A 23,989-nucleotide genomic window follows, 5' to 3' on the forward strand; every position below is an offset into this window, starting at 1 on the left:
GTATCACCCTCACCTAAGGTAACTTCCTGCCAACTATCTTCTTGACCAAACGGCAGAGCGTCGATATATTTCCAAAGTGAGTGGTTTCTTGATATGGCGGTGGCCTGAAATTCTAACTTCTTCTTCTCATACTCCAAATGCAGCAATCCACCACAACTGCACTTCCAACGATTGCTTTCTAACGCAAATTTTTCTTTGCACTTAGTACAAATATAGTTCATTGTTGCGTTGCTCCTTTCATTCTACTTTGTCCGATGACTAACCCGCTCTAAGACTCCCACTACAAGTGGGGGTTAAGAGCGGCTAAGCCCCTGGATAAGGGCGACTAACCTTCAGATGGGGTTAAAACCCCACCTGAAGCTACGTCTACTTTATTACTTTTGAAATAATTCCGCCACCAACAACAATATCGCCCTGATAAAAAACCACGGATTGTCCAGGTGTGATGGCTCGCTGCGGCAATGCAAATTTCACATTAACTTGCCCGTTGCCGAGCGGAACTACCGTTGCCGGAGCCGGGGGCGCGCTGTAACGAATTTTAGCCTCTACAGCAAGTGGCTCGTCCAGTTTGTCAATAGTTATAAAGTTAAGATCACCAGCAATAAGCTCTGAGGCAAAAACATCCTCATCAGAACCGACAATTACCTGATTGCGTTCAGCATCAAGCGCAACAACATACAATGGCTTACCGACCGCTAACCCAAGACCTTTGCGCTGACCGACGGTATAAAGCTGCACACCTTGATGTTTACCTAGAATTTTGCCAGCTGTGTCGACAATAATTCCCGGCTTCAAAGAATCCGGGATGCGTTCTTTTAGAAAAGCTTTATAATCATCATTAGGCACAAAACATATCTCCTGGCTGTCAGGTTTATCGGCAACTGACAAACCCAGTTCTTTCGCCATCTTTCTCGTGTCAGTTTTTGCAAAGCTACCTAATGGCATTAAAAAATGGCGTAGAGTCTGCTGGTTAAGGTGATATAACGCATATGACTGATCTTTAGTAGGATCTATCCCCTTGCGCAGAATATAACGCTGCCGGTCATCATCATACATAATCTGAGCATAGTGGCCTGTAGCCACATACTGAGCGCCAAGTGCCAGTGACTTGGTTAAAAATCCTTCGAACTTGAGATATCGATTGCAAGCAATGCAGGGATTAGGAGTCCGACCGGCCGAATACTCAGCCATAAAATAATCAATTACTGTCTCTTGAAACATATCCCGAAAGTTAAGAACATAATACGGGATACCCAATTTGTTGGCGACTCTTCGTGCGTCGTCAACAGCCGATATCGAACAACAGCCCCGGCTATCCGGATTATCGTTATGTTGTTCTTGTTCTTTTTCCCATATTTGCATTGTCGCGCCTATTACATCATAGCCTTGATGAACAAGAAGGGCGGCAGTTAAAGAACTGTCCACCCCTCCGCTCATGGCTACAACCACTCTGGGTTTGGCAGCCATTCAATAATCACTTTCCTTTTTTAGCAATGTAATCTTTTATAGCCTCATGCAACGCATCAGCTGCCAAGTTAGAACAGTGCATCTTGGCAGGTGGCAATCCCCCCAGGGCTTCGGCAACTGCCTGATTGGAAATCTCCAGGGCTTCGTCAAGTGTTTTCCCTTTTACCATTTCAGTTACCATACTGCTGGTAGCGATGGCTGCGCCACAGCCGAAGGTTTTGAATTTTACATCAGTAATTATATCATTTTCTACCTGCAGGTATATCCGCATTATATCACCGCACTTGGCGTTGCCTACTTCTCCAACACCGGCAGCATCTTTTATTTCACCCACATTACGGGGATTAGTGAAATGATCCATAACTTTATCAGTATACATAGTATTCTCTCCTCTCTACTAATTAGTGGTGATGATGACAGCTAGAGCAAGGATTAGACGGCTTAAAATCAGCAGCGCTGCCATAAAGCGGCGACATGCTGCGGAGCCGTTCAACGATTTCAGGCACTACCTCAAGGAAATAATTAACCTCTTCTTCAGTATTGCCCCGGCCCAGGGAAACCCTTAACGAGCCATGTGCTACTTCATGGGTCAATCCCATTGATAATAATACATGGGACGGGTCAAGTGAGCCCGAAGTGCAGGCTGAACCACTTGAAGCAGCAATTCCTTTCAAGTCCAGATTTAAAAGGAGAGACTCACCTTCTATAAACAAGAAGCTAAAGTTAACATTACCTGGCATTCTCATTTCCGGATGACCGTTAAGCTTGATATGCGGAATCTTTTCGGTAATGCCAGCAATAATTTTGTCGCGCAATCCTTTAACATAAGCAGCTTTTTTATCCAAATCCCGCATTGCAACTTCGGCAGCCTTACCCAGGCCAACAATACCAGGTACGTTTTCTGTACCGGCACGCATGTTACGCTCATGCCCGCCGCCGTGCTGAATTTCTTCAACCTTGACGCCGCGGCGGATATAAAGTGCACCAACGCCTTTGCTGGCATAAAATTTATGGCCTGTCATAGTGAGTAAATCTATATTAAGTTCTTTCACATCAATTGGACAATTGCCAACAGCCTGAACAGCATCTGTGTGAAAATAAATTCCCTTTTCTCTGGCTAGTTGTCCAATCTCTTTAATAGGCTGGATTGTTCCCACTTCATTATTGGCAAACATAATGCTAATAAGTATTGTCTTATCAGTAATAGCATTTTTTAAGTCTTCCATACGTATCATGGCATGTTCATCAACAGGGAGATAAGTGACAGTAAAGCCCTGTTTCTCAAGATATTCGCAAGTATGTAGAACTGCATGGTGCTCAATTGCAGTAGTTATAATATGATTGCCTTTTTTGCGATTAGCATAAGCCACACCTTTAATTGCCAGATTGTCGCCTTCAGTGCCGCCGCTGGTGAAGAATATTTCATTAGGAGCGGCGTTAATCAAAGCAGCCACCTTTTCCCGGGCTTCTTCAACCGCTTTGCGGGTCTCCCGGCCAAAAGCATGGACGCTGGACGGATTGCCATACTTCTCGGTCATGTATTCCAGCATTAGTTCAGCAACTTCCCGGTCAACCGGGGTAGTAGCCGAGTGATCAAAATAAATACGTTTCATGCTACTCATCTCCTTGTCCCTTTTCTTCATTGCATAAATCAGCAAGAGTGATTGAATCCAGCACAGAAGTGATGCTGTCTCTTACCTTAGCCCAAACGCCACGGGTCACACATATATTAACCCGTGAACAGAAAGTTCTGCTTGCATCATCTGAGAGCAGACAATCAACCGGGGCAATCGGCCCTTCCATAATCCGGATAATATCACCAACTGAGATTTGCGCCGGTTCTTTCGTTAATGAATAGCCACCTTGGGCTCCTCGCACGCTTTTTACGTAACCAGCTTTCCTTAGTGTACCCATTAACTGTTCCAGATAGTGTTCTGATATTCCCTGGCGCTGAGCCACGCTTTTGAGTGAAATGGCGCCTTGTCCATAATGCAAAGCCAAATCATACATGGCGGCAACGCCATAACGCCCTTTCGTTGACAGTTTCACTGCAACCTCTCCCACTCCGGCCTTTTCCGAGTATTACGATAGGTTTTCTTTTTTTTAATATACCAAAATTATGAACAGTTGTCAAAGGAGATCTAATTATAATTATTTTGTATTATTTGCCGTAAAAGTAACCCTATTCGCCAATTTACGTATTTTAATCAAGCATCCAAACAATTTATTTTATTTCGGAATGACCATAATAAATTGCAAATAATTCCCTGGTATATTTTATGAATTTATTTGATTGACACTATATGATAGACTATGTTATTTTTTAAACATACTAAATATTTAGGAGGTTTTGCATGAGTAACACCAACAATATGCAAACAGTAAAAATTGTGACTGCCGATCCGGGCGGACTGGGTCTTTTTGGCCTGGCAATGGTTACTTTGGTAGCCGCTTCACAAAAACTCGGCTGGACTACGGGATTCTCTTTTGTTGTTCCTTGGGCTATTTTTCTTGGTGCTATTGCCCAGATGATTGCATGCTTTAATGACTTTAAACACAACAATACATTTGGTGCAACAGCCTTTGGAGCTTACGGTCTGTTCTGGTTATCGGTAGCTGCCTGTTGGCTTATCAAAATGGGGGCTTTTGGCCCAATATTAGCTGCTAATGTTGACGGTGCACAGCTTGGCGTTGCTTTTGTCGGCTATCTTATTTTCTCTGTGTACATGACTATTGGTGCTATGGAAACTAACAAAGTCCTTTTCATTATTTTCTTCCTTATCGACATACTGTTTCTCGGCCTTGCCGCAGACGCTTTAGGCTTAGGCCATGGCTGGCATACTATGGCAGCCTGGGCTGAGCTTATGATTGCGCTATTTGGTTTTTACGGCAGTGCCGCTGCTACCCTTAATACTCACTTTGGCAAGCCATTCCTGCCAACAGGCAAACCTTTTGGTATCTTTAAATAACTAGCTGGCATAAGCCTAAATCCCCCGCAAATGCGGGGGATTTTTATTTTCTGGTTTCAACACCGTTACGCGTAGGGTGAAAATGCGCTCTGGATATTATTGTTAACAACTACTACGTTACCTTATTTATTTTTCGGCGTTAAATAAGATGTAATGAGAAACATCCGACTATAAGAGAGGAGACCTGCAAATGAATTTGAGACATAAAAAAATAGTTGTAGCAATAACCGGGGCAGCAATTATCTCCGGAGGTTTTGCGCCAATACTGTTCCCTCACGCGATGGCTGCGATAAAATGGGTTGATAACAAACCGGCCCAAACGCAGCCTAATATTGCGGCAATTGAGGAAAAGGCAGTTTCGGAAGCCGAAGTTATTAATAAGCAGGTAAAAGAAGAAATCATCAATACAGAAGCTGTGATTACAGAAAACAACGGTACAATGCAGCGCGTTGTTATTGACAACACAGGGAAACAAACAGTTAGTGTTACTCTTGAAAAAGTAATTGTTGAGCAACTTCAGCAAGAGGCTGATAAAGGTAATCAGCAATGGTTGCTTGATCCGGTGTCAGTAGTAAAAAGCAATGCTGGGAAATATGGATTTGATGTTAAGAAAGATAGTTTTACCCTTATATCACAAGTATACAACAGTTCGACTACAGGAACTGGGAAAGCATATGTTCTTGTTGGACATGGTGCAGTATTTTATTTAGTCGAGTTAGTGCAACCGACTGGCTCAGGCAACAGTAAGATATGGCAAATTGTATCAATCAAAGAAGCCAAGGTAACTCAACCGCAAAAACCTGACAAGCCTGATGTAGGACCTGGCGTAGAAGGGCTTGATTATGACCGCGCAATCAAATGGCAGCAAGCTGTCGATGCCGGCCGCGAGATGTGGCGACTCGACCCCATGCTAGTTGCCAAGAATGAAGGCAAGACATATGGTTTCTCGGAGAAGGATCAATTCACTATTATCCGTAAATTAAGCAGTAGTTCAATATCGCGGCACGGACAAATCGATGTTGAAGTAATTCATGACGACAAAAAATATACGATGATTCTTGTTAAGCCGTTCGGTGGACGTGATGCCATTTGGACAACTTATAAGGTGACAGGCACTGTTATTAAGCCAGGTACTCCTATTGGTGAAAAAGTAATATATTCGACTGACAAGTACAAAAATTGGCAGTGGAATTTACCTCAATATCCGCAAGGGACTGGCGTAGCCGCAATATACAGCTATGAGTTGCAAGCTAAACGAATGAACCTTCAACAAGTTCCACAGCCAGTTATTGATAAGCTGCAAGATGTTGACCTAACTAATAAAGTGGCTTTAGTCGCCTACCTAGGTGGAACTTCTTCAAGTAATATGATCGGAATTGAGAAGGTTACTTTGAAGGATAAGGACTTAACTGTCAAGGTAAGAACTAAAAGCCCTCACGTTGATGCTCCTATGACTAAGGATTATGTTTATCCCTCCGATTATGTGCTTATTGAACGTAGTTTATTCGAAACTACCGGAAGTATTAATGTAACCTTTGTTGATCAATCTGGAAAAGTATTAGGGCAAATGAAACTATCTTTATAGTGAAGACGACAAAAATAGAACTTGCACATGCAAGTTCTATTTTTGTTGGGTACTAAAGAATTAATTCCGATTGAGCGGAGAGCTTTTTACTTTTTGTCGGTATTTTTTTGTTTAATTCGCTCCAACCTTTCAGCAAACCTGGCTTCAACACCATTACGTGTAGGGTGATAATAGTTGCGATGTGTCAGCCTGTCAGGCATATATTGCTGAGTAACAAAACCCTCTTCATAGTCGTGGGGATAAAGATACCCTTTGCCATTGCCGAGCTCACGGGCGCCACGATAGTGAGCATCACAGAGGTGGGCAGGCACATTTCCATAATCGAGGCGACGAACATCCTCTATTGCTTCGTCAACAGCCATGTAAGCTGCATTACTCTTAGGTGCACAGGCCAGATATACTACAGCTTGCGCCAACGGAATCCGTCCTTCAGGCATACCGATAAATTGAACAGCCTGAGCTACTGCCATTGCTAGAACAAGAGCCTGCGGATCTGCGTTGCCGATATCTTCGGAAGCACAAATAACCAGCCTCCTTGCGATAAACTTGACATCCTCTCCAGCTTCTAGCATTCGCGCAAGATAATGCAACGCCGCATCAGGATCTGAGCCTCGCATGCTTTTAATAAATGCGGATACTACATCATAGTGATTGTCGCCCTTTTTATCATAGGCCTGCAGCTTTTCGCCTGCCACTGTTTCGATAATTTCAGGAGTAATCGACTGAGCGGGGTCAAGCATAGCTGCCGCTTGTTCAATGATATTGAGTGCTGTTCGGGCATCTCCACCGGCAATCGCAGCTATTTTATGTAAGGTATCCTTGTCATAGCTGATTTCCTCTTGTCCAAGCCCGCGCTCCCTGTCAGACAGCGCCTGTTCTAAAATCCGAATGATCCCCTGTTCATCCAAGCGCTTAAGCCGAATTACCCGCATACGTGATAAAAGCGGCGAATTTACTTCAAAATAAGGATTTTCGGTGGTTGCACCAATTAAAATAACAGTGCCGTTTTCAACATAGGGCAGCAGGACATCTTGCTGTCCTTTATTGAATCTGTGAATTTCATCTACAAATAAAATTGTTCGACGCTGATGGAGCCTAAGCCGCTCTTTTGCGCTTTCTACCACTTTCCGAATATCTGCGGTACCTGCAGCTACCGCATTTAATTTCTCAAAATGGCTGCCGGTTGTTTGCGCGATAATATGAGCAAGTGTTGTCTTGCCTGTTCCTGGCGGACCATATAGAACAATTGACGGAATGTTATCATTTTCGATCATACGCCGCAAAAATTTGCCATGACCAATGATCTCTTCTTGCCCAATGTATTCTTCTAACGTCCTCGGGCGCATTCTGACGGCCAACGGTCTACTATCCTTCATTTCGGTTTCGAATAAATTCGGTGTAAACAAGTCCACACTATCACCCTTTTACTGTGCTTGCCAATGTATTAATGGTATATTCGATATCATCACCCGTAATTCCATGATGGGTTACCATACGAATTTTATAGTCACCAAATTGGCTGATCTTAATGCCTTGGTCGGCTAAACGAGCTGCTAACTCAGCAGCAGTTTTCCCGATTGTAGTGGTATCTACTACCACGATATTGGTTTGGACAGCGTTAGGATTAAACCCTATATCCATATTGGCAATTGCATTGGCGAGCAGACGGGCGTTGTCGTGGTCCTCATTAAGTCGCTCCACCATCGAGTTAAGAGCAACAATTCCAGCTGCTGCGATGATTCCTGCTTGCCTCATGCCGCCACCCAGCATTTTACGATAACGACGACATTTCTCAATAAACTCCTGCGAACCAGCCAGTAGTGACCCGACCGGAGCGCATAGACCTTTCGATAAACAGAACATGACTGAATCGGTATAGCACGTAAGCTTATCTACACTCACTTGATTCCGGACAGCTGCATTAAAGATTCTGGCACCGTCAGTGTGAAGCTGGATATTATTATTCTTACAAAGGGTATAGATGCTGGATAAAACTTCTATAGGATAGCTCACACCCCCAGCCCGGTTATGGGTATTTTCCAAGCAAATAAGTGAGGTTGGCGGCTGGTGAATGTCCCGGGGACGAATAGCTGCCGAAATTAACTCTGGGGTCAACACTCCATGGTTTCCCGGGATGGTTCTAGCCTGAACACCAGCCAAAGCGGCTATCCCCCCTACTTCATAGAAAAATATATGAGAGTCCGACTCACATATAATCTCGTCGCCTCGTTGCGTATGGGCTAAGATAGCCAACTGGTTTCCCATTGTGCCACTAGTAACAAATAAACTGGCCTCTTTACCTGTCATACGAGCACCTAATTCCTCGAGCTCTCTTACAGTTGGATCTTCACCATATACATCGTCGCCTACCTCAGCCCGGTACATTGCTTCACGCATTTGAGGTGTTGGCATAGTTACGGTATCGCTTCGTAAATCAACAAATCGCAACATTGTCACTCCTATCAAATCTGCTTATTATCTACTCTGTAGTATTCTGACTAAGCAGCGGGAAATCCTTGACTGAAAAATAAAAATAGCATAAAAAGCACGACCACCATATCCGGTAAATTTCCGGGATACGATAGTCGTGCTTGAGTTTGTTATATAAGACTTGTCAGGTTTTAATTAAATCACTGTTAGGGATTAGACGCGCTTTAAGAGGCCAAGAGGTTTGCCGATTGGCAGGACAACCCGTCCGGCGAACTTATTAAGGAATATAGCTCCACTTGCATAAAAGCCAAGGATACTGATACCAAGCTCAGACCAGGCAGCAATTGAATGTGCCCAGTGGAATCCCCAGGAATCAAGGGCGAGGCAGATTAAAAGGACGTCAATCAGGACCATAATGCCAATAAACACTTTGTTAGTGTCAACAGATGCTACTGTAGCAAATACGGAGAAAATGAAGTAGCCAAAAAAAGCGAAGCCAAGTTGACTGACATCAGCCTGTGCAGCAAGAGCGGCACCAAATACCCCTCCTTTGATCATCCAGGCCATTGCAACGCTATACCAGAAAAGACCAAATGCGCCTAAAACGGTAGCGCCGAAAAGATTGTTGTGCTTAAAATCCCAGTATGAGGCAACAAATTGAGCAGTGGCTCCAAGGAAAAAAGCCCAAGGGATCAGGAATGCAGTGCCAGACGTCCAACCCAATTTTTGGGATGCTGCGACCAATGTTACCATGGCCAAGCCAAAGACGCCTAATGGAGTAGGATCAGCGATAACTTCAGAAATTTTTTGTACTTCACCAGCTGTGTTGCTCATGATATCCCCCTATAAAAAAATGTACTCAATAAAGATAACATAAATCGAATAAAGCGTCAATTATTGTCGAATAGAGTCATTTAAAATATTTTATAGTCAGTGAGGGGATTGTCCTGATAACAACGCAAGCTGGTAAGATCTCCTAAAAAAGGGCATAAAAAAAACACGCTCAATCCCCATCATGCCGTACTGCCTTTGTTTTGAACCTGCCCTCGGCAGGTGGGTGCTCGCCTAATTACTTTGTGTGTCCCTTTAAACGTGCAGGGCATACAGGCCATAATCAGAGACAGGCTCCCAAAGTAGATGTGTTGGCTCAAAACATAGACATTACACGCACACAACAGGGGTATGAGCGGATTTTTCTGTTCGCCTTTATATTATCAAATAAATCACACAATTGCAAGAGTTTAGACTACGGTATATTCTTCCAGTACAGAGCTACTTATTTTTTAGTAAGAACCTCTGACTTGATGAACAATTCTTTAAGCTGCCGCGGCCCAACTTCTGACGGAGATTGCATCATCATCTCTGAAGCGCTTTGGGTTTTGGGGAAAGCAATGACATCGCGAATAGAGGCTCGTTTAGCCATAAGCATAACCAGACGGTCTAAGCCAAAGGCAATGCCGCCATGCGGCGGAGTGCCGTATTCAAAAGCCTCAAGCAAGTAACCAAATTTTTCCACAGCTTCCTCAGGAGCTAACCCGATCGCCGAAAATACTTTTTCCTGTAGGCCACGGTTATAAATCCGGATGCTGCCACCGCCCAACTCAATACCGTTAAGCACCATGTCATAGGCTTTAGCTTTAATCTTGCCGGGATCGTTTCCCAAATATTGAACGTCCTCGTCGCGTGGTGAAGTGAACGGATGGTGCATAGCAACCCACCGTTTGTCTTCTTCGTCATATTCAAACATGGGAAAATCAATAACCCATAGGAATGATAATTTGTCTGGGTCGATTAAGTTGAGACGGCGGCCCATTTCCAGTCTAAGCTGACCTAGGGCGGCGGCTACGACTTTAGGTTTATCGGCAACAAACAGCAGTAGGTCACCAGTCTCAGCCTGAGCAGCAGCTGTCATTTTATTAATTGTATCTTCGCTAAAGAATTTTGTAATCGGTGATTTCAGACCCTCATCTGTATAAGATATCCAGGCTAAACCCTTAGCGCCATATGTAGCAACATAGTCTACAAGGCCATCAAGTTCACGGCGGGGAGCGTTGGCATAACCTTTAACATTAATAACCTTAACCTGTCCGCCGTTAGCCAGCACAGAATCAAATACTTTAAACCCGGAATCTTTAAATATACTTGATAAATCAATTAGTTCCATACCAAAACGAAGGTCAGGCTTATCTGATCCATAACGTGCCATCGCCTCTTCATAAGTTAACCGCACAAAGGACGTGGGCACCTCGGCACCAATACCCTCTTTAAAGATGTAGGCAATCATTTGCTCCATAAGCGATAGGATTTCTTCCCGGTCAATAAATGACATTTCGATGTCAAGCTGAGTAAACTCGGGCTGACGGTCAGCTCTTAAGTCTTCATCCCTGAAGCAGCGAGCAATTTGAAAATATCGCTCCATACCGGCAACCATTAATAATTGCTTATAGATTTGCGGCGATTGGGGCAGAGCATAAAACTTGCCTGGATTTACCCGGCTAGGCACCAAATAGTCTCTGGCACCTTCAGGTGTGCTTTTAGTAAGGATAGGGGTTTCAACTTCAAGAAAACGGTGTTTATCCAAGAAGTCCCGCATTGACTTGGCCACCCGATGCCTGAGCATAAGGTCTTTTTGCATTTCAGGACGCCGTAAATCAAGATATCGGTACTTTAACCGGAGGATTTCATCAACATCAATGTTGTCTTGAATATAAAAAGGTGGCGTTTTAGCCATATTTAATATTTTCAGTTCATTGCCATATACCTCAACGGTGCCTGTATCCATATTAGGATTGATTGTACCTTCAGAGCGAACTTTTACAACACCACGTACAGCCAGCACAAATTCATTGCGAACTATCTCGGCCTTGATAAAAGCGTCTTTATTAACATCAGACGAAAATACCACTTGAACGATACCTGAGCGGTCCCGCAAATCAATAAATATAAGCCCGCCATGATCACGACGCCTTGAAACCCAGCCGCACAGAGTGACCTCCTGCCCGGTAAAATCCTGGTTCAAATCATTACAAGCGTGGGTTCGTTTTAACCCCTGCATTGTGTCAATTGTGTTAATTGTTTCATAACTGGCTGTTTCTAGTTGTGCCATTACTTCTCCATCCCCTCTATAATCATATGTACCAGTTCAGCCCTTTCAACTAATTCTTGGCTGCCTGTCTCCATATTTTTTAACATTACTTTATTTTGCGCCAGTTCATCCTGACCGATGAGTGCTACAAATTTGGCCGGATATTTATTGGCGTACTTCATCTGCGCTTTCAAACTGCGGTTTATAAAATCCATATCAACGGCAATATTTGCCCGACGAAGCTCAGTTAATATTTGGAAAGCGGCTGCCTGAGTCTCAGCTCCTAATGGAGCAACAAAGACGTCAATGGCGTTATTGATTATTGGCAGCAGTTCCTGCTTTTCCAAAGCCAAAAGTACCCGCTCGATCCCAATGGCAAACCCGATACCCGGCGTTGGCTGCCCACCACACTCAGCAATCAGACCGTCGTAACGACCACCGCCGCATACCGCGCTCTGCGCACCTAAAGGCGAGTACTGAATTTCAAAGGCCGTCTTAGTATAATAGTCAAGACCGCGCACTAAACGGGGATTAATGACAAAGTTGATCCCCGCCGCCGTTAAATGTTCTTTTAGGCCGGTGAAGTGGCTGCTGCATTCGTCACACAGACAATCCACCATGTGCGGAGCTCCTTGGGAGTGCTCCGTACATGTCTCGTTTTTACAATCCAGAATCCGCATGGGATTACGGTCATACCTGGACTGACAGTCTGTACATAACTGAGATACTTTATCGCGGAAAAACTCCTGCAATTTGGTTCGATAAACCGGCCGACATGCAGGACAGCCCACTGAATTGATTAACAATTTTAAGTCATTCAGTCCCAGCCGGTTAAGAAACTCTACTGCCAAACTGATAATCTCTGCGTCAATAGCCGGCCCTTGAGCGCCTATAGCTTCGACGCCAAACTGATGAAACTGACGGTAACGTCCAGCTTGCGGCCGGTCATACCTAAACATGGGCCCAATATAGAATAACTTTGTCGGCTGCGGCCCGGCATATAGTTTGTTCTCTAAATAAGAGCGCACCACAGCTGCAGTATTTTCAGGTCTTAAGGTAATATTACGCTTACCTCTGTCAGTGAAGGTATACATTTCTTTTTCAACAATATCGGTAGTCTCCCCGATACCTCTTAAGAAAAGTTCCGTATGCTCAAAAATAGGCGTACGAATCTCCTGATAAGCAAAATTACGGCATACTTCACGGATCATGTTTTCTACATACTGCCAATATCCACTACTGTCAGGCAATATATCTCTCGTTCCCCGAGGTCCGGTTGTCAACATAATTAATCCTCCTCACGGTCGCCATACAATCTTGAGAGCAAGATATTTCGTTCGTTTAAATAAATATCTAAATTTTTTATGTAGGAGATAACATCCTTGGCATTGTAAGAACTTTGTAGCCGCCAATGATTGGGACTTACGGCCTTAGTGCCGGCAGCTGGGCCAATACCAATGATCGTCTGCCTCTCCTCCATAATTTGTATATTATAAAGGCAATCAGTTTCCGGTTTAGCATAGCCAATATTTTCAAGATTACCTGTCATATATTTCTGCCGGTACAAATAATATGGATGCATGTCCATTTTGGCGATATAACCTGCAGCATTTTTAAGCATCGCTTGGGTTATTATCTCATTAGGCAAAGCTTGTCCGGTTAACATGCCAGAATCCAGCGACTCCATCAATAGCGAACCACGCTTCAAGGCTAACGTATGTAGAGTAACGTTTTCAGGGTTGAGCTGGGCGATCTGCCGCATGGTATCTTCCATGTCGGCTTCAGTCTCACCTGGCAAACCGGCGATTACATCCATGTTTATTAAGGGTATCCCTGCATGGCGGATTTTAGCGAATATGTCTATTATATCCTGAACTGTATGCCGCCGTCCAATCTGTTTTAATGTTTTATCCTGCATTGTTTGTGGATTGATACTAACCCTGGTGACTCCATATTGCCGCAAAACATCAATTTTTTCGTCATTAATGCTATCAGGACGCCCAGCCTCAACAGTAAATTCTCTGGTGTGTACACTCTTAAAACCTTGCTTGATTAAACCAAGCAGGCTGGACAAATCAGCGGCTGCCAAACTTGTAGGTGTTCCGCCGCCTACATAAATACTCTCTACTGATAAATTAAACTTGGCTACTAATTTAATGGTACTTTCAATGTCCCGGGTAATTGCCCGCAAAAAAGTATTAAGCTCTTCTCGCCGCTCAGGCAGTACAAAAGCCGGAAATGAGCAATACAAGCATCTCGATGGACAATAAGGAATTCCTACATAGATACTTACCTTTTTCTCCCGCACCAGATTATCAGGATTACTGATAACGGGGCGCTGGTGAATGGCAATACCTGTTACAAGGTCAGCTTTGGCTGGTTCTAACGCATACTCTTTCACAAGCCTGGCAGTGATTTGATCATGAATAAGACCTTGATCTAGTAAACGATGAACAATCTTCGTAGGGCGAACACCTCGCAGTATTCCCCACGGCGCTGGATTACTTCCTGTTAACTTCCGCATAAGCTCAAGTACAGCAAGCCGGACCAGTCGCTTGACAAGTCCGGTTATATCTTCATTGTCCTCAGACTTAGAACGTTCCTGTGGCATAGGCCGACACATAAATTCCGTCAGAGATTCCGGCTCAACTCCTGGCTTACAAAAGCTGATCGTGATTTTGACACATACTTTCTTTTCCTCATAACTAACTGAACTTGCTACCAGTAAACTACCTGTCTTAAGTTCGGTTAAAGGAGCCCCTTCCGGCCAGGCACCTGCCTCGTCGACATTGAACAGAACCATAGTGTCACGTACGGCAGTTGAAACATTGATGCCAGTGCCAGGGGAGGCAGTAAAGAAAAAATCTTTAATCTTCACGTTTTTTACGGCACTCCTGACAATATCCATAAAACTTAACTTGATGATCCACGATGGTAAAATTGCTGTTTTTAGCTATTACCGTTTCGAGATCTTCCAGTAAATCACCCTCAAATTCTATCACCTTACCACATGCAAGGCAGATAAGATGATGATGATGATGCGGTGTACTTGTTTCATTAATTTCATACCGGCTGCGGCCATCGCCAAAATCCATCTTTTGCAGGATATCAAGTTCACTTAATAATTCAAGTGTGCGATACACTGTTGCCAGACCAATGTCATGTGACTGCTGACGCACAATATTATGAACATCTTCAGCACTTAAGTGCTTATCGCGGTTATCGACAAAAACCTGTAAAATGATCTGACGCTGCGGTGTCAGCTTGTACTCCCGTTCCCGAAATTTCTGACGCAAATTAGACAAATCAATATTCATATACTTCACCTGTCTTTATTAACTTTATCTAAATACCAGAGGTGCCTGAGTATCACCTTAAGCAATGCGGCAACAGGAACAGCCAGAATCATCCCTGCAATTCCATACAGTTGGCCGCCAATCAACAAGCTTATAATTACCAATATGGGATGTAAATCGATGGTGTGCCCCATAATATTAGGAACAATTATGTGGTTTTCAATTTGATGGAGGATTATATAAAAAGCAGCCACTTTAATTGCCAATAACGGCGATGCCAGATAAGCCATCAAGATGGCAGGAATAGCGCCGATTATGGGCCCAATAATGGGAATAGTCTCCGTCAGAGTAGCCAAGAGACCTAATACAATTGGATAGTCTACTCCCATAAAGTACATGCCGCTAAATACCAGTAAGCCCATTATAACACTAATAAGTACCTGACCCCTGATATAGTTGCTCACAACAACAGCCATCTCTTCAATTACACTGATAGCACAAGCCTGTGCTGTTAAGGGAAAGAGGGTAACAACACCATCTTTAAGGCTCCGCCAGTCTTTTAAAAAATAGTAAACCATCACTGGTACAACTACAAGTTCAATAATTTGCGTAGCAAAAGTAAATATTGCATTAATGCCATTACGCACTAAACCTATACCATAAGAAGCTGCTCCGCCCAATCCATTCTCAATAAGCTGGCGGATATTATCGGGTACTTGCGCTAAGTTTGCCTGGTGCTCAATTAACATAGCCAAGTTTCTAATTCTGTTAGTAAGTTTAGGTAAGTTAATAACAAAATTATTAAACTCACTGACAAACGGGAGCAGAACAAATGTCGTAAGAACAGTCAATAATAACGCTGTCAGCACAAAAACGAGTAAAATCGCAACACCACGGGGTAAATGGTATTTTCGCGCTCCCAAGGAAATTGCAGTCAGAGCATTCACAAGTGGGTTAAGCACAAATGCAGCGACAACTGCAACAATAATCGGCAGATAGATAACAGTTACTTGACTAAGCATATACAATCCTGAGGCTAAAATAACTATTCTTACCCAAACGACTGGTGATTTCATCATATATAAGCCCAGTTACTGAATAAAAGCATTGTGGTTACGTTCCCAGCCAATGCTAGTTTTTGGGCCATGACCCGGTAAAACCTCAACGTCATCCGCAAGTTTCATTAGGTTATCTTTAATACTGTTGATTAACTGGTTATAAGAACCGCCTGGGAAATCAGTCCTGCCAATTGACTCGGCAAATAGCGTGTCCCCGGCAATCAACACTTTATCTGACAACAGACAAATACCTCCAGGTGTATGCCCCGGCGTATGCAGAACTTTCAATTCGATGCTGCCAATAATGACAGTATCGTTATGACTGAGCAGTTGATCAGCCGGCTGACAAACAATACCGCCGCCAATAAACATCGATAGATTGCGCTGAGCACTTGTCAACATGTCAGCATCTTCATGATGAATCAGAATTTTCGCTCCGGTAGCCTGCTGGACAGCATCGTTAGCAGCAATATGATCAGCATGTCCGTGGGTATTAATAATGTACTCAACTTTGAGATTAGCTTTTTTAATTTCGGCAATTATGGCTTCAGCACTGCCGCCAGGATCAATTACGCCTGCCTTTAATGTTTGCTCACAATACACTACATAGCAGTTAGTCCCAAGTTGGCCTACTTGCAGTTCAATTATCTTCACTTAATCACACTCCCTATTAAAACAGACGTTTACTGTCTAACAGCATTGTCACCGGCCCATGATTGGTCAAACGCACAATCATTTCAGCCTGGAATTGCCCGCAGGACACAGGTACTCCCCTGTCGCGGCATAACTCTACAAAAGCCTCGTAAAGCGCAGTTGCCGCCTGCGGTGGAGCCGCAGCATCAAAGCTCGGCCGGCGGCCTTTACGACAATCGCCGTAAAGAGTAAACTGGGAAACCACTAATAATTCTCCGCTTATATCTTTAATAGATAAATTCATTTTTCCCGCATCATCAGGAAAAATTCGTAAATTTACAATTTTTTCCGCAAGGTAATTGGCATCCTGCTCAGTATCCTCCTGGCCCACCCCAAGAAAAACTGTCAGGCCTTTCTTAATACTGGAAATTTCCTGGCCTTCTACCGTTACACTCGCGGCATCTGTAAGTTGAACAACAGCCCGCATCAAACTCCTCCTAAGGGTTGGGTCATACGGTATACACTAAACACATCCTGAACCCTGCGTATTTTATTCATAATATGCTCTAGCTGGCTCAGATTGCCGATATCAATATCCATGTTAATAACGGCAGTTTTATTTTTATGTACCTTAGCGTTTAGTGAACTCACATTAATTTTGGCGTCAGCCGCTACCATCATAATATCTGACAGCAGGTTAGGCCGATCTGAACCTGATATTTCAATCGATACCTTGTAAAGTGTATCACCAGGCATATCCCAGTTTACCTCGATCATGCGTTCGTATTCTTCGGGATTATTCAATATGTTAGGACAATCAGCACGGTGGACCGATACTCCTCGTCCCCTCGTAATATATCCCACTATGACATCACCTGGAAGCGGATTGCAGCATCGTGCCAGCCTGACCATGAGTCCGGACTCGCCCTTTACTAATATTCCATGGCTGGCTTTACTCTTAGGCCGTTTAGGCTTGAGCTCGGCCAACATAGCCGAAACATCGGGCGGTGTAGTGCTTTTTAGTTCTTTTTTATGAGCTTCAATCAGCTTGGACATAACCCCATGGAGGGTAACACCGCCATAACCCAAGCCTTCAAACAAGTCATCTTCACTGACAATGTTTAATCTTTTTGCGACTTCACTCAAACGATCGCCTTTTACGAGATCACGCCATTCATAGCCGAGCTTTTTACTCTCGCGCTCGATCATTTCCCGTCCTTTGGCAACATTTTCTTCCCGCTTTTCTTTCTTAAACCATTGTCTGATTTTATTCCGCGTTTCGGACGAGCCAATAACATTCAGCCAATCGCGGCTCGGTCCGTTATTATGTTTGGAAGTAATGATTTCAACAATATCGCCATTATTGAGCTTGTATTCAAGTGGTACAATTTTGCCGTTGATTTTAGCACCGACACAACGATGACCAACATCAGTGTGTATGCGATAGGCAAAATCAATAGGCACCGACCCGGCAGGCAAATCAATAACATCGCCCCGCGGAGTAAATACAAATACTTCATCAGCAAAAACATCCATCTTTACCGACTCGATAAATTCGCGCGGATCCCTTAAATCCCGATGCCATTCCAAGAGTTGCCTAAGCCAGGACAATTTTTGGTCAGTGTCCTTATTCGCACCTTTGGCACCTTCCTTGTATCGCCAATGAGCAGCAATACCATATTCGGAGATTCGGTGCATTTCTAAAGTGCGTATCTGAATCTCAAGTGGCTGACCCGACTGTCCAATAACAGTCGTATGCAATGACTGATAGCCATTGGATTTTGGCATCGCTATATAGTCCTTAAACCTGCCAGGTAACGGTTTCCATAGGGTATGGACAATACCTAATGCACCGTAACAATCTTTTACAGAATCGACGACTATGCGGATGGCTGATAAATCATAAATCTCACTGACATCCTGCTTGTGGTTTTTCTTCATTTTCTTATAGATACTGTAAAAATGTTTTGGCCGACCTTGGATTTCAGCGGTAATTCCAACAGCTTCAAGCCGTTCAATCATCAACGAAATGGCGTCAGTAACAATTTCTTCGCGTTCCTTACGCTTTTGCTTAACCTGTTCAACAAGCGTATAATACTTTTCCGGTTCTAAAAACCGAAATGATAAATCTTCTAATTCCCACTTAATGTTCGACATCCCAAGACGATGCGCCAGTGGTCCAAATATCTCCAATGTCTCACGGGATATTTCCTGCTGTTTATGTGGGGCCATATACTTAAGTGTCCGCATATTATGTAATCTATCCGCAAGTTTTATCAGGACTACCCTGATATCTTTAGCCATAGCTAAGAACATCTTACGGTAGTTTTCCAACTGCTGTTCCTCTTTGGACTTATACTCAATACGGCTTAATTTAGTGACTCCATCGACAAGCATGGCAACTTCTTTGCCAAATTCTTTTTCCAACTTCTCTAGAGTAACTTCAGTATCTTCCACCACATCATGAAGCAAGCTGGCACTAATGGTAACAGCGTCAATCTGTAAATCAGCCAGTATATTGGCAACCCCTAACGGATGACTAATATACTCTTCACCAGAGACTCTAAGTTGACCAGCATGGGAACTATAGGCCAATTGGTAGGCTTTATCAACCATCTGCAACGGCGCGTCAGGCTGATATGCTTTAATTTTGGCCACTATATCTTCAATATTCGGCTTGTTCTCCTTTTTACCTTGCACATCGCTGCCCATGCCCCACCTCTTACCTTGCTACTGCTAAATCTTATATCGCATTCTATGAATAGTTATTTAATATTGTACTAGTGAAGTTATATTATAGCCACCTAAAAACTGGCGTCCGTTTAAAAAGGGCAGTTCGATTAAGAAAGCCAGTCCTGCCACCGTCCCGCCTAACTGTTCGATCATCTTGATTGTTGCCAGGGTAGTACCGCCGGTTGCCAATAGATCGTCGACAATTAATACCCTGCTACCTGGTTCAATTGCATCTTTATGGATTTCAAGAGCATCTTTACCATATTCCAATGAATATGCATAACTGATTGTCTCTGCCGGTAGCTTTCCTGGTTTGCGAATAGGTACAAAGCCTGCTCCCAGGACATAAGCTACCGGAGCACCAACGGCAAATCCCCGCGCCTCTGGTCCAACTACGACATCAATGTGTTTATCCTGATAATGCTCTGACAGCATATCAATCACCACCCGAAAAGCTTTTCCATCCTTGAGTAGTGTTGTAATATCTTTAAATTGAATTCCCGGTTGCGGAAAGTCAGGTACATTTCTAATTTTTTCCCGTAGATTCATTACTGAACCTCCTTAAACTGATGCTGAGTCAAATATTCTTCACGCATTCTTATACTTTCACGAAACGTAGATGAGTCTGTTAGGTCAAGTTTTTTTTGCGGAGACGGCTCAATAAATAAGTGATGCATACCTTCGTTCTCTAACTTTTGGCTGAGTAAGCCTAATTCACAAAGCACGTTTATTGACAAGCCGACAATTTTGACTGGTAAAGCCCTGTGACAATTTTTTGAAATTTTGTCTGAAATATCTTCTAAAGATATTTCGAGTTGTCCCAGCTTATTAAATTCTTTGATAGTTAAGTAGACATACCTAACACAGTCTCGGTCAGGCGCTATTTTATCCAATATCTCTTTTCTATCAATGGCGATTGATTGCCGAATATCATGTGCAGTCAATTGTATATTTTTTTGCCCCTGCCATTCATTATATTTAGGTACAAAGACCAAATCTATGTTTTCATCACAGGCAAGACTGTCTGATAATTCCCCCATGTTCCAGGCAATTACATCATTTACTGCAGAATTCTTTAATTTAAGCTTTAAATGCCGGCTCTGCTGCCCTACCAGCTTCTTTTCGCCTAATTGAACATTCTGACATGCGAACACCGGGCTAGGATTGCCAAAACCATATGGTTCAAGGCAAGCCAATTGTTCAATAAACGTAGCATTTATCTCTTTCAACGGCAATACTGAGTCAATATTGAGGACAGGAATGTAGTCCGATTCTGATAGGCTTTCCGCTGCAATAGTATTTAATCGCTCGCGGAGAAGCGATATATTATCAACAGGCACTGTAAGACCTGCCGCTTGACGGTGACCACCAAATTGGGTTAACAAATCAGAACAGCGAGTCAACGCTTCATACATATCGAACGCCGGTATGCTGCGGCATGAACCCTTGCCATCTCCAGCGCGTACACTAATCATTATTACCGGTTTATAGTATTTATCCACTAACCGCGATGCTACGATACCTATGACCCCAGAATGCCATTCTTCGCCGGCCAGCACTAGCACGTGCGCAGTGCTTACATCGATTGCAGCTAACTGTTCTTCAGCTTTGGTCAAGATTACCTTTTCTATTGCTTGACGGGCTGAGTTTTCTTCATCTAAGAGGCAGGCTAGCTTACGGGCATAACTTAAGTCATCTGTAATTAAGAGATCCACACCGACCGCGGCTTGGCTGACACGCCCTACCGCATTGAGTCTTGGGGCAATCACAAACCCCACACTCCCGCTATCAACAGGCTTACCTCTTAATCCGCATACTTCTAATAAAGCGCTGATCCCGGTGTTTTCAGTCGTCGTTAACTGTGCCAAACCGGTTTTAACTAAAACCCGATTTTCGCCAGTAAGGGGTACGATATCGGCAACTGTACCAATTGCCACGATATCGAGGTAATCGTAAAATCTACTGTCCGCCCCATTATAATGTTGCCATAAAGCCTGACATAACTTGAATGCTACACCGACTCCCGCTAAATTTTTTTCAGGATATGGGCAATCCGGCTGTTTGGGATTAATGATTGCCAAAGCAGTTGGTAGTTCGGCCGGAGGCTGGTGATGGTCGGTTATAACTATGTCAAGCTGATTCAATACGGCCTTAACCTCTTTGACTGCACTAATTCCGCAGTCAACAGTAATAATAAGTTTTGTTCCTGATTTTATAAGGTTTTCTAAAGCGATACCATTAAGGCCATAACCTTCACTTTGCCTATCAGGGATATAGTACTCAACACTAGCTCCAAGCCGGATTAACGTTTTATAAACAATAGCGCACGACGTAATTCCATCGACATCATAGTCTCCGTAAATAGTAATTTTTTCATGCCCTGCAACAGCTTGAGCAATTCTCTCAACCGCAGCATTCATACCCTTTAAAAGATATGGATTGGCAATATACTCTGAACCGGCATGTAAAAATTCGGTTGCGGCAGTGTCGTCAGTAACACCACGGTTGATTAACGTTTGAGCAATAAACTCTGATATATTAAGTTTCCGGCTGAGCTCACAAGCCAATTCGCGTTTAACCGGAAAAAGTCTCCATGCTTTTTTAAGCCTAGCCATAGAATATGTAAAGACCTCCGTAACGGTGTACTAGATAATTGTAGTATACAGTGTAATATTTTGCAACTTTGCCTAAAACTAACTGGTTTTTACTGGTTTTGTGGCTGGGTTTCCTGGCTAGCTCGCAATTCACGGTTCTCGGCTTCCAATAGTTGCTGCGCCTGTTGTGTTTTGTGCAGAGTGCGCCTGAGTCTAAACTGTACAAGCAGAGCCAGCGACAAAATCGTCATAGCGCCAAAAGTAGCAGAACCCAGAATGATAATAACCAGTGAAGTTTGAAAGCTCCATGTCAAAAAAGTCACGGTAACCGGCAGCGAGTTCTGCACAGCAAAGACAGCAACCAGCAAAGCAAAAATGAAGGCAAACAACAAATTCATCATTATCTATCACACCCATAAATAGTTCTTTTGGGTAATATTCTCGTAAAAAGCTAAATAATCCTCTAAATTCGATGTAGTCAGTCAAATAAAAAGTAACAATAAAAGCAAAAACAGGCTAAACGCCTGTTTATTTGTTAATACATTTCACATAAATATATACATATTAATGAGCACAATCATAACAATTCCACAGACAAATCTAAGAGCGGCTACTCCGGCCAGTCGAAAAATCACTCGTAAGACGCCATCACTGCGTGGGAGAATTGTTTTACCGGCAAGTAACTCCCAGAATGCTAATCCAAGTATGGGGCCTAGTAATGCATCACTAGCCAACATGCCGGCAAGGTGGCTGATTGTGCTGTTGACGCTAAATACTCGGGAAACTGAATAATTTCGGGTTAAATATATTCTTAATGCCCTGCCGCCGAGTTCTGCTGCAACTACCAAAAATACCAGTACTTCCGTAATCCATGGTGTGAAAGTCAAAAAGCCGGTAAACGCGCCATATAGCGCTGCTCCCAGCAGAATGATCAGCGTTCCGGGCAGTTTAACTGAGACTGTACATAAGAGACCGACTAGCATAATGTAAGTTACTATAAATTTAGCCAACAATAGTCATGTACCCCGTTTCGCACTTGTATAGTACTATAGTAACGTTATTGTGACTTGTTGGCACCCTGTTTATGTAGGGAGTAAGCTATATAACAAATGAAAACAATCATAACCAACCCGGTACCGCTCATAAGCATGAGCATCAAATCCAAACTAATAAAGCTGCCAACCCAAATAAGCAACCCTGATAGTGCCAATGCCGGCCATAGATTTAGTCGGGTTAGTACACTGAGCTGCTTAGCATTCACTAACATGGCTGGCACCATGGTATTAATAAATATACATAGCAAAATACTATTAAAGCCAATCGCCAGCCAGGGACCAAAGACCTTATCGGCAACAGCAGGCAGCGGCATGAGACCGGAGGTTCCGCCAACCAACGCCAGATGAGCTAAGAGCAGGGTAAAAAAACCTTCAAAAAATTTAGCCAGTACTGCAAGATAAACCCCAGTATAATCTTTGGCAGCAAAGTAAGTTCCGGCCTCTACCACCAGCGCTGAACGCATGCCGCAGGCATTATAGCCTATGAGCGCCAACACCAGCGGCCAACTGATATGATCAAGAGAAATCAAATTTTCAAGCGGCATGATTTGAATAGTATCCAGCAGCATCGCCAGCATAACGCCTGTTGCCGGAATAAATAAAAGTGCCAGATAATTAGAAATCCGCAGTAACTCCCGGCCATAACCAGCCGCCAGCAAGGAACAGCTGGCGATGCATAGCGGAACGGCAACCATATATGGCATGCCAGTCAGGTTTTCCATTAACTGCCCGGCGAAATATCCCCCTGTTAACGCGCTGGCAGGCAGCGATACGGCCAATACTGCCAATGCCAGCACCCGTTTACCACGTATGCCAAATAACCGTTTTACTACTGCTGTTAATTCGCGTCCGCTCTTTACACCTATCCAGGCAGACATACCTGCGACCACTGAACCAAATATCATATAAGCCAGAAATACTGTGGCATAAATACCATTTCCCAGTAAAGATGCCATGGCTGGAACTACAGCTACATTATCGCCTGCAATATGAACGATCGCCAGCGACAGCGCCGGTAGTATAACCCCCATATGTATCGCCCCCTGCCTTGCTTATATGATATTGCAGAAGGGCTGCAATGGTG

General features: G+C 43.6%; 22 protein-coding genes, 1 other RNA gene and 1 pseudogene. 2 read left to right on the forward strand and 22 right to left on the reverse strand.

Annotated elements, in window-relative coordinates; all coding sequences use genetic code 11:
* From VN447_RS19815 to VN447_RS19835, 5 genes and pseudogenes are all read right to left on the reverse strand, one after another.
* Positions 1–221 (reverse strand): annotated as a pseudogene (locus tag VN447_RS19815) (threonine synthase); the annotation flags it as partial.
* A gap of 145 nt (positions 222–366) precedes the next feature.
* Positions 367–1,467, reverse strand: coding sequence for a tRNA 2-thiouridine(34) synthase MnmA (gene mnmA / locus VN447_RS19820; protein WP_325527547.1), 1,101 nt, complete (start codon positions 1,465–1,467; stop codon positions 367–369).
* A gap of 7 nt (positions 1,468–1,474) precedes the next feature.
* Entirely contained in the window at positions 1,475–1,846 is a 372-nt protein-coding gene (gene nifU, locus VN447_RS19825; RefSeq protein ID WP_084575171.1) for a Fe-S cluster assembly scaffold protein NifU, read from the reverse strand.
* A 22-nt stretch (positions 1,847–1,868) separates the two neighbouring features.
* On the reverse strand, positions 1,869–3,080 hold the full coding sequence (nifS, locus tag VN447_RS19830; protein ID WP_325527550.1) for a cysteine desulfurase NifS: 1,212 nt from the start codon (positions 3,078–3,080) through the stop codon (positions 1,869–1,871).
* Between the two features lies 1 nt (position 3,081).
* Complete coding sequence (locus tag VN447_RS19835; RefSeq protein WP_325527552.1) at positions 3,082–3,516, reverse strand: Rrf2 family transcriptional regulator; 435 nt, start codon at positions 3,514–3,516, stop codon at positions 3,082–3,084.
* Positions 3,517–3,821: 305 nt separating this feature from the next.
* Here VN447_RS19835 and VN447_RS19840 point away from each other — a divergent pair, with 305 nt between their 5' ends.
* Both VN447_RS19840 and VN447_RS19845 read left to right on the forward strand, forming a co-directional pair.
* Entirely contained in the window at positions 3,822–4,436 is a 615-nt protein-coding gene (locus tag VN447_RS19840; protein ID WP_325527554.1) for an acetate uptake transporter, read from the forward strand.
* 190 nt (positions 4,437–4,626) lie between these two features.
* Positions 4,627–6,021: a hypothetical protein gene (locus VN447_RS19845; RefSeq protein WP_325527556.1), complete on the forward strand. Its 1,395-nt coding sequence runs from the start codon at positions 4,627–4,629 to the stop codon at positions 6,019–6,021.
* Between the two features lie 86 nt (positions 6,022–6,107).
* On the opposite strand, the gene VN447_RS19850 is transcribed toward VN447_RS19845, so the two are convergent.
* The 17 genes from VN447_RS19850 to VN447_RS19930 all read right to left on the reverse strand — a co-directional run bounded on the left by VN447_RS19850 (position 6,108) and on the right by VN447_RS19930 (position 23,936).
* Positions 6,108–7,433 (reverse strand): replication-associated recombination protein A, encoded by a 1,326-nt coding sequence (locus VN447_RS19850; RefSeq protein ID WP_325527558.1) that lies wholly within the window; start codon positions 7,431–7,433, stop codon positions 6,108–6,110.
* A gap of 4 nt (positions 7,434–7,437) precedes the next feature.
* Positions 7,438–8,472: a low-specificity L-threonine aldolase gene (ltaE, locus tag VN447_RS19855; RefSeq protein ID WP_325527560.1), complete on the reverse strand. Its 1,035-nt coding sequence runs from the start codon at positions 8,470–8,472 to the stop codon at positions 7,438–7,440.
* A gap of 192 nt (positions 8,473–8,664) precedes the next feature.
* Positions 8,665–9,285, reverse strand: a complete 621-nt coding sequence (locus tag VN447_RS19860) for an acetate uptake transporter (RefSeq protein WP_325527562.1) — start codon at positions 9,283–9,285, stop codon at positions 8,665–8,667.
* Between the two features lie 169 nt (positions 9,286–9,454).
* A non-coding RNA gene (ssrS, locus tag VN447_RS19865) (6S RNA) lies at positions 9,455–9,635 on the reverse strand.
* Between the two features lie 92 nt (positions 9,636–9,727).
* Complete coding sequence (gene aspS, locus VN447_RS19870; RefSeq protein WP_325527613.1) at positions 9,728–11,515, reverse strand: aspartate--tRNA ligase; 1,788 nt, start codon at positions 11,513–11,515, stop codon at positions 9,728–9,730.
* Positions 11,516–11,556: 41 nt separating this feature from the next.
* A complete protein-coding gene (gene hisS / locus VN447_RS19875) occupies positions 11,557–12,822 on the reverse strand; it encodes a histidine--tRNA ligase (protein WP_325527564.1) in 1,266 nt (421 codons plus the stop codon).
* A 2-nt stretch (positions 12,823–12,824) separates the two neighbouring features.
* Positions 12,825–14,414 (reverse strand): coproporphyrinogen dehydrogenase HemZ, encoded by a 1,590-nt coding sequence (gene hemZ, locus VN447_RS19880; protein ID WP_325527566.1) that lies wholly within the window; start codon positions 14,412–14,414, stop codon positions 12,825–12,827.
* Positions 14,404–14,853, reverse strand: coding sequence for a Fur family transcriptional regulator (locus VN447_RS19885; RefSeq protein WP_325527568.1), 450 nt, complete (start codon positions 14,851–14,853; stop codon positions 14,404–14,406). Before VN447_RS19885 ends, hemZ begins: the two co-directional genes overlap by 11 nt.
* A gap of 5 nt (positions 14,854–14,858) precedes the next feature.
* A complete protein-coding gene (locus VN447_RS19890) occupies positions 14,859–15,911 on the reverse strand; it encodes an AI-2E family transporter (protein ID WP_325527569.1) in 1,053 nt (350 codons plus the stop codon).
* 12 nt (positions 15,912–15,923) lie between these two features.
* A complete protein-coding gene (locus VN447_RS19895; protein WP_325527571.1) occupies positions 15,924–16,544 on the reverse strand; it encodes an MBL fold metallo-hydrolase in 621 nt (206 codons plus the stop codon).
* A 16-nt stretch (positions 16,545–16,560) separates the two neighbouring features.
* Entirely contained in the window at positions 16,561–17,010 is a 450-nt protein-coding gene (dtd, locus tag VN447_RS19900; protein WP_325527573.1) for a D-aminoacyl-tRNA deacylase, read from the reverse strand.
* Positions 17,010–19,235: a bifunctional (p)ppGpp synthetase/guanosine-3',5'-bis(diphosphate) 3'-pyrophosphohydrolase gene (locus VN447_RS19905; RefSeq protein ID WP_325527575.1), complete on the reverse strand. Its 2,226-nt coding sequence runs from the start codon at positions 19,233–19,235 to the stop codon at positions 17,010–17,012. Before VN447_RS19905 ends, dtd begins: the two co-directional genes overlap by 1 nt.
* Positions 19,236–19,292: 57 nt before the next feature.
* Positions 19,293–19,805 carry an adenine phosphoribosyltransferase gene (locus VN447_RS19910; protein ID WP_325527577.1) on the reverse strand — a complete coding sequence of 171 codons (513 nt, stop codon included), beginning with the start codon at positions 19,803–19,805 and terminating at the stop codon, positions 19,293–19,295.
* Complete coding sequence (gene recJ / locus VN447_RS19915; protein WP_325527578.1) at positions 19,805–21,871, reverse strand: single-stranded-DNA-specific exonuclease RecJ; 2,067 nt, start codon at positions 21,869–21,871, stop codon at positions 19,805–19,807. The genes VN447_RS19910 and recJ overlap by 1 nt, the downstream gene beginning before the upstream one ends.
* Positions 21,872–21,960: 89 nt before the next feature.
* Positions 21,961–22,251: a LapA family protein gene (locus tag VN447_RS19920; RefSeq protein ID WP_325527580.1), complete on the reverse strand. Its 291-nt coding sequence runs from the start codon at positions 22,249–22,251 to the stop codon at positions 21,961–21,963.
* A gap of 144 nt (positions 22,252–22,395) precedes the next feature.
* Entirely contained in the window at positions 22,396–22,863 is a 468-nt protein-coding gene (locus tag VN447_RS19925; protein ID WP_325527582.1) for a DUF456 family protein, read from the reverse strand.
* A 44-nt stretch (positions 22,864–22,907) separates the two neighbouring features.
* On the reverse strand, positions 22,908–23,936 hold the full coding sequence (locus tag VN447_RS19930) for a hypothetical protein (RefSeq protein WP_325527584.1): 1,029 nt from the start codon (positions 23,934–23,936) through the stop codon (positions 22,908–22,910).
* Positions 23,937–23,989 lie beyond the last annotated feature (53 nt).

Source organism: Sporomusa sp. (assembly GCF_035561155.1).
Lineage (GTDB): Bacteria > Bacillota > Negativicutes > Sporomusales > Sporomusaceae > Sporomusa.

Coding starts and splice junctions, on each gene's coding strand:
- mnmA (WP_325527547.1), bottom strand. CDS start 1,467: ATGGCTGCCAAACCCAGAGTGGTTGTAGCCATGAGCGGAGGGGTGGAC.
- nifU (WP_084575171.1), bottom strand. CDS start 1,846: ATGTATACTGATAAAGTTATGGATCATTTCACTAATCCCCGTAATGTG.
- nifS (WP_325527550.1), bottom strand. CDS start 3,080: ATGAAACGTATTTATTTTGATCACTCGGCTACTACCCCGGTTGACCGG.
- VN447_RS19840 (WP_325527554.1), top strand. CDS start 3,822: ATGAGTAACACCAACAATATGCAAACAGTAAAAATTGTGACTGCCGAT.
- VN447_RS19845 (WP_325527556.1), top strand. CDS start 4,627: ATGAATTTGAGACATAAAAAAATAGTTGTAGCAATAACCGGGGCAGCA.
- ltaE (WP_325527560.1), bottom strand. CDS start 8,472: ATGTTGCGATTTGTTGATTTACGAAGCGATACCGTAACTATGCCAACA.
- VN447_RS19860 (WP_325527562.1), bottom strand. CDS start 9,285: ATGAGCAACACAGCTGGTGAAGTACAAAAAATTTCTGAAGTTATCGCT.
- hisS (WP_325527564.1), bottom strand. CDS start 12,822: ATGTTGACAACCGGACCTCGGGGAACGAGAGATATATTGCCTGACAGT.
- VN447_RS19885 (WP_325527568.1), bottom strand. CDS start 14,853: ATGAATATTGATTTGTCTAATTTGCGTCAGAAATTTCGGGAACGGGAG.
- VN447_RS19890 (WP_325527569.1), bottom strand. CDS start 15,911: ATGATGAAATCACCAGTCGTTTGGGTAAGAATAGTTATTTTAGCCTCA.
- dtd (WP_325527573.1), bottom strand. CDS start 17,010: ATGCGGGCTGTTGTTCAACTTACAGATGCCGCGAGTGTAACGGTAGAA.
- VN447_RS19905 (WP_325527575.1), bottom strand. CDS start 19,235: ATGGGCAGCGATGTGCAAGGTAAAAAGGAGAACAAGCCGAATATTGAA.
- VN447_RS19910 (WP_325527577.1), bottom strand. CDS start 19,805: ATGAATCTACGGGAAAAAATTAGAAATGTACCTGACTTTCCGCAACCG.
- recJ (WP_325527578.1), bottom strand. CDS start 21,871: ATGGCTAGGCTTAAAAAAGCATGGAGACTTTTTCCGGTTAAACGCGAA.
- VN447_RS19920 (WP_325527580.1), bottom strand. CDS start 22,251: ATGATGAATTTGTTGTTTGCCTTCATTTTTGCTTTGCTGGTTGCTGTC.
- VN447_RS19930 (WP_325527584.1), bottom strand. CDS start 23,936: ATGGGGGTTATACTACCGGCGCTGTCGCTGGCGATCGTTCATATTGCA.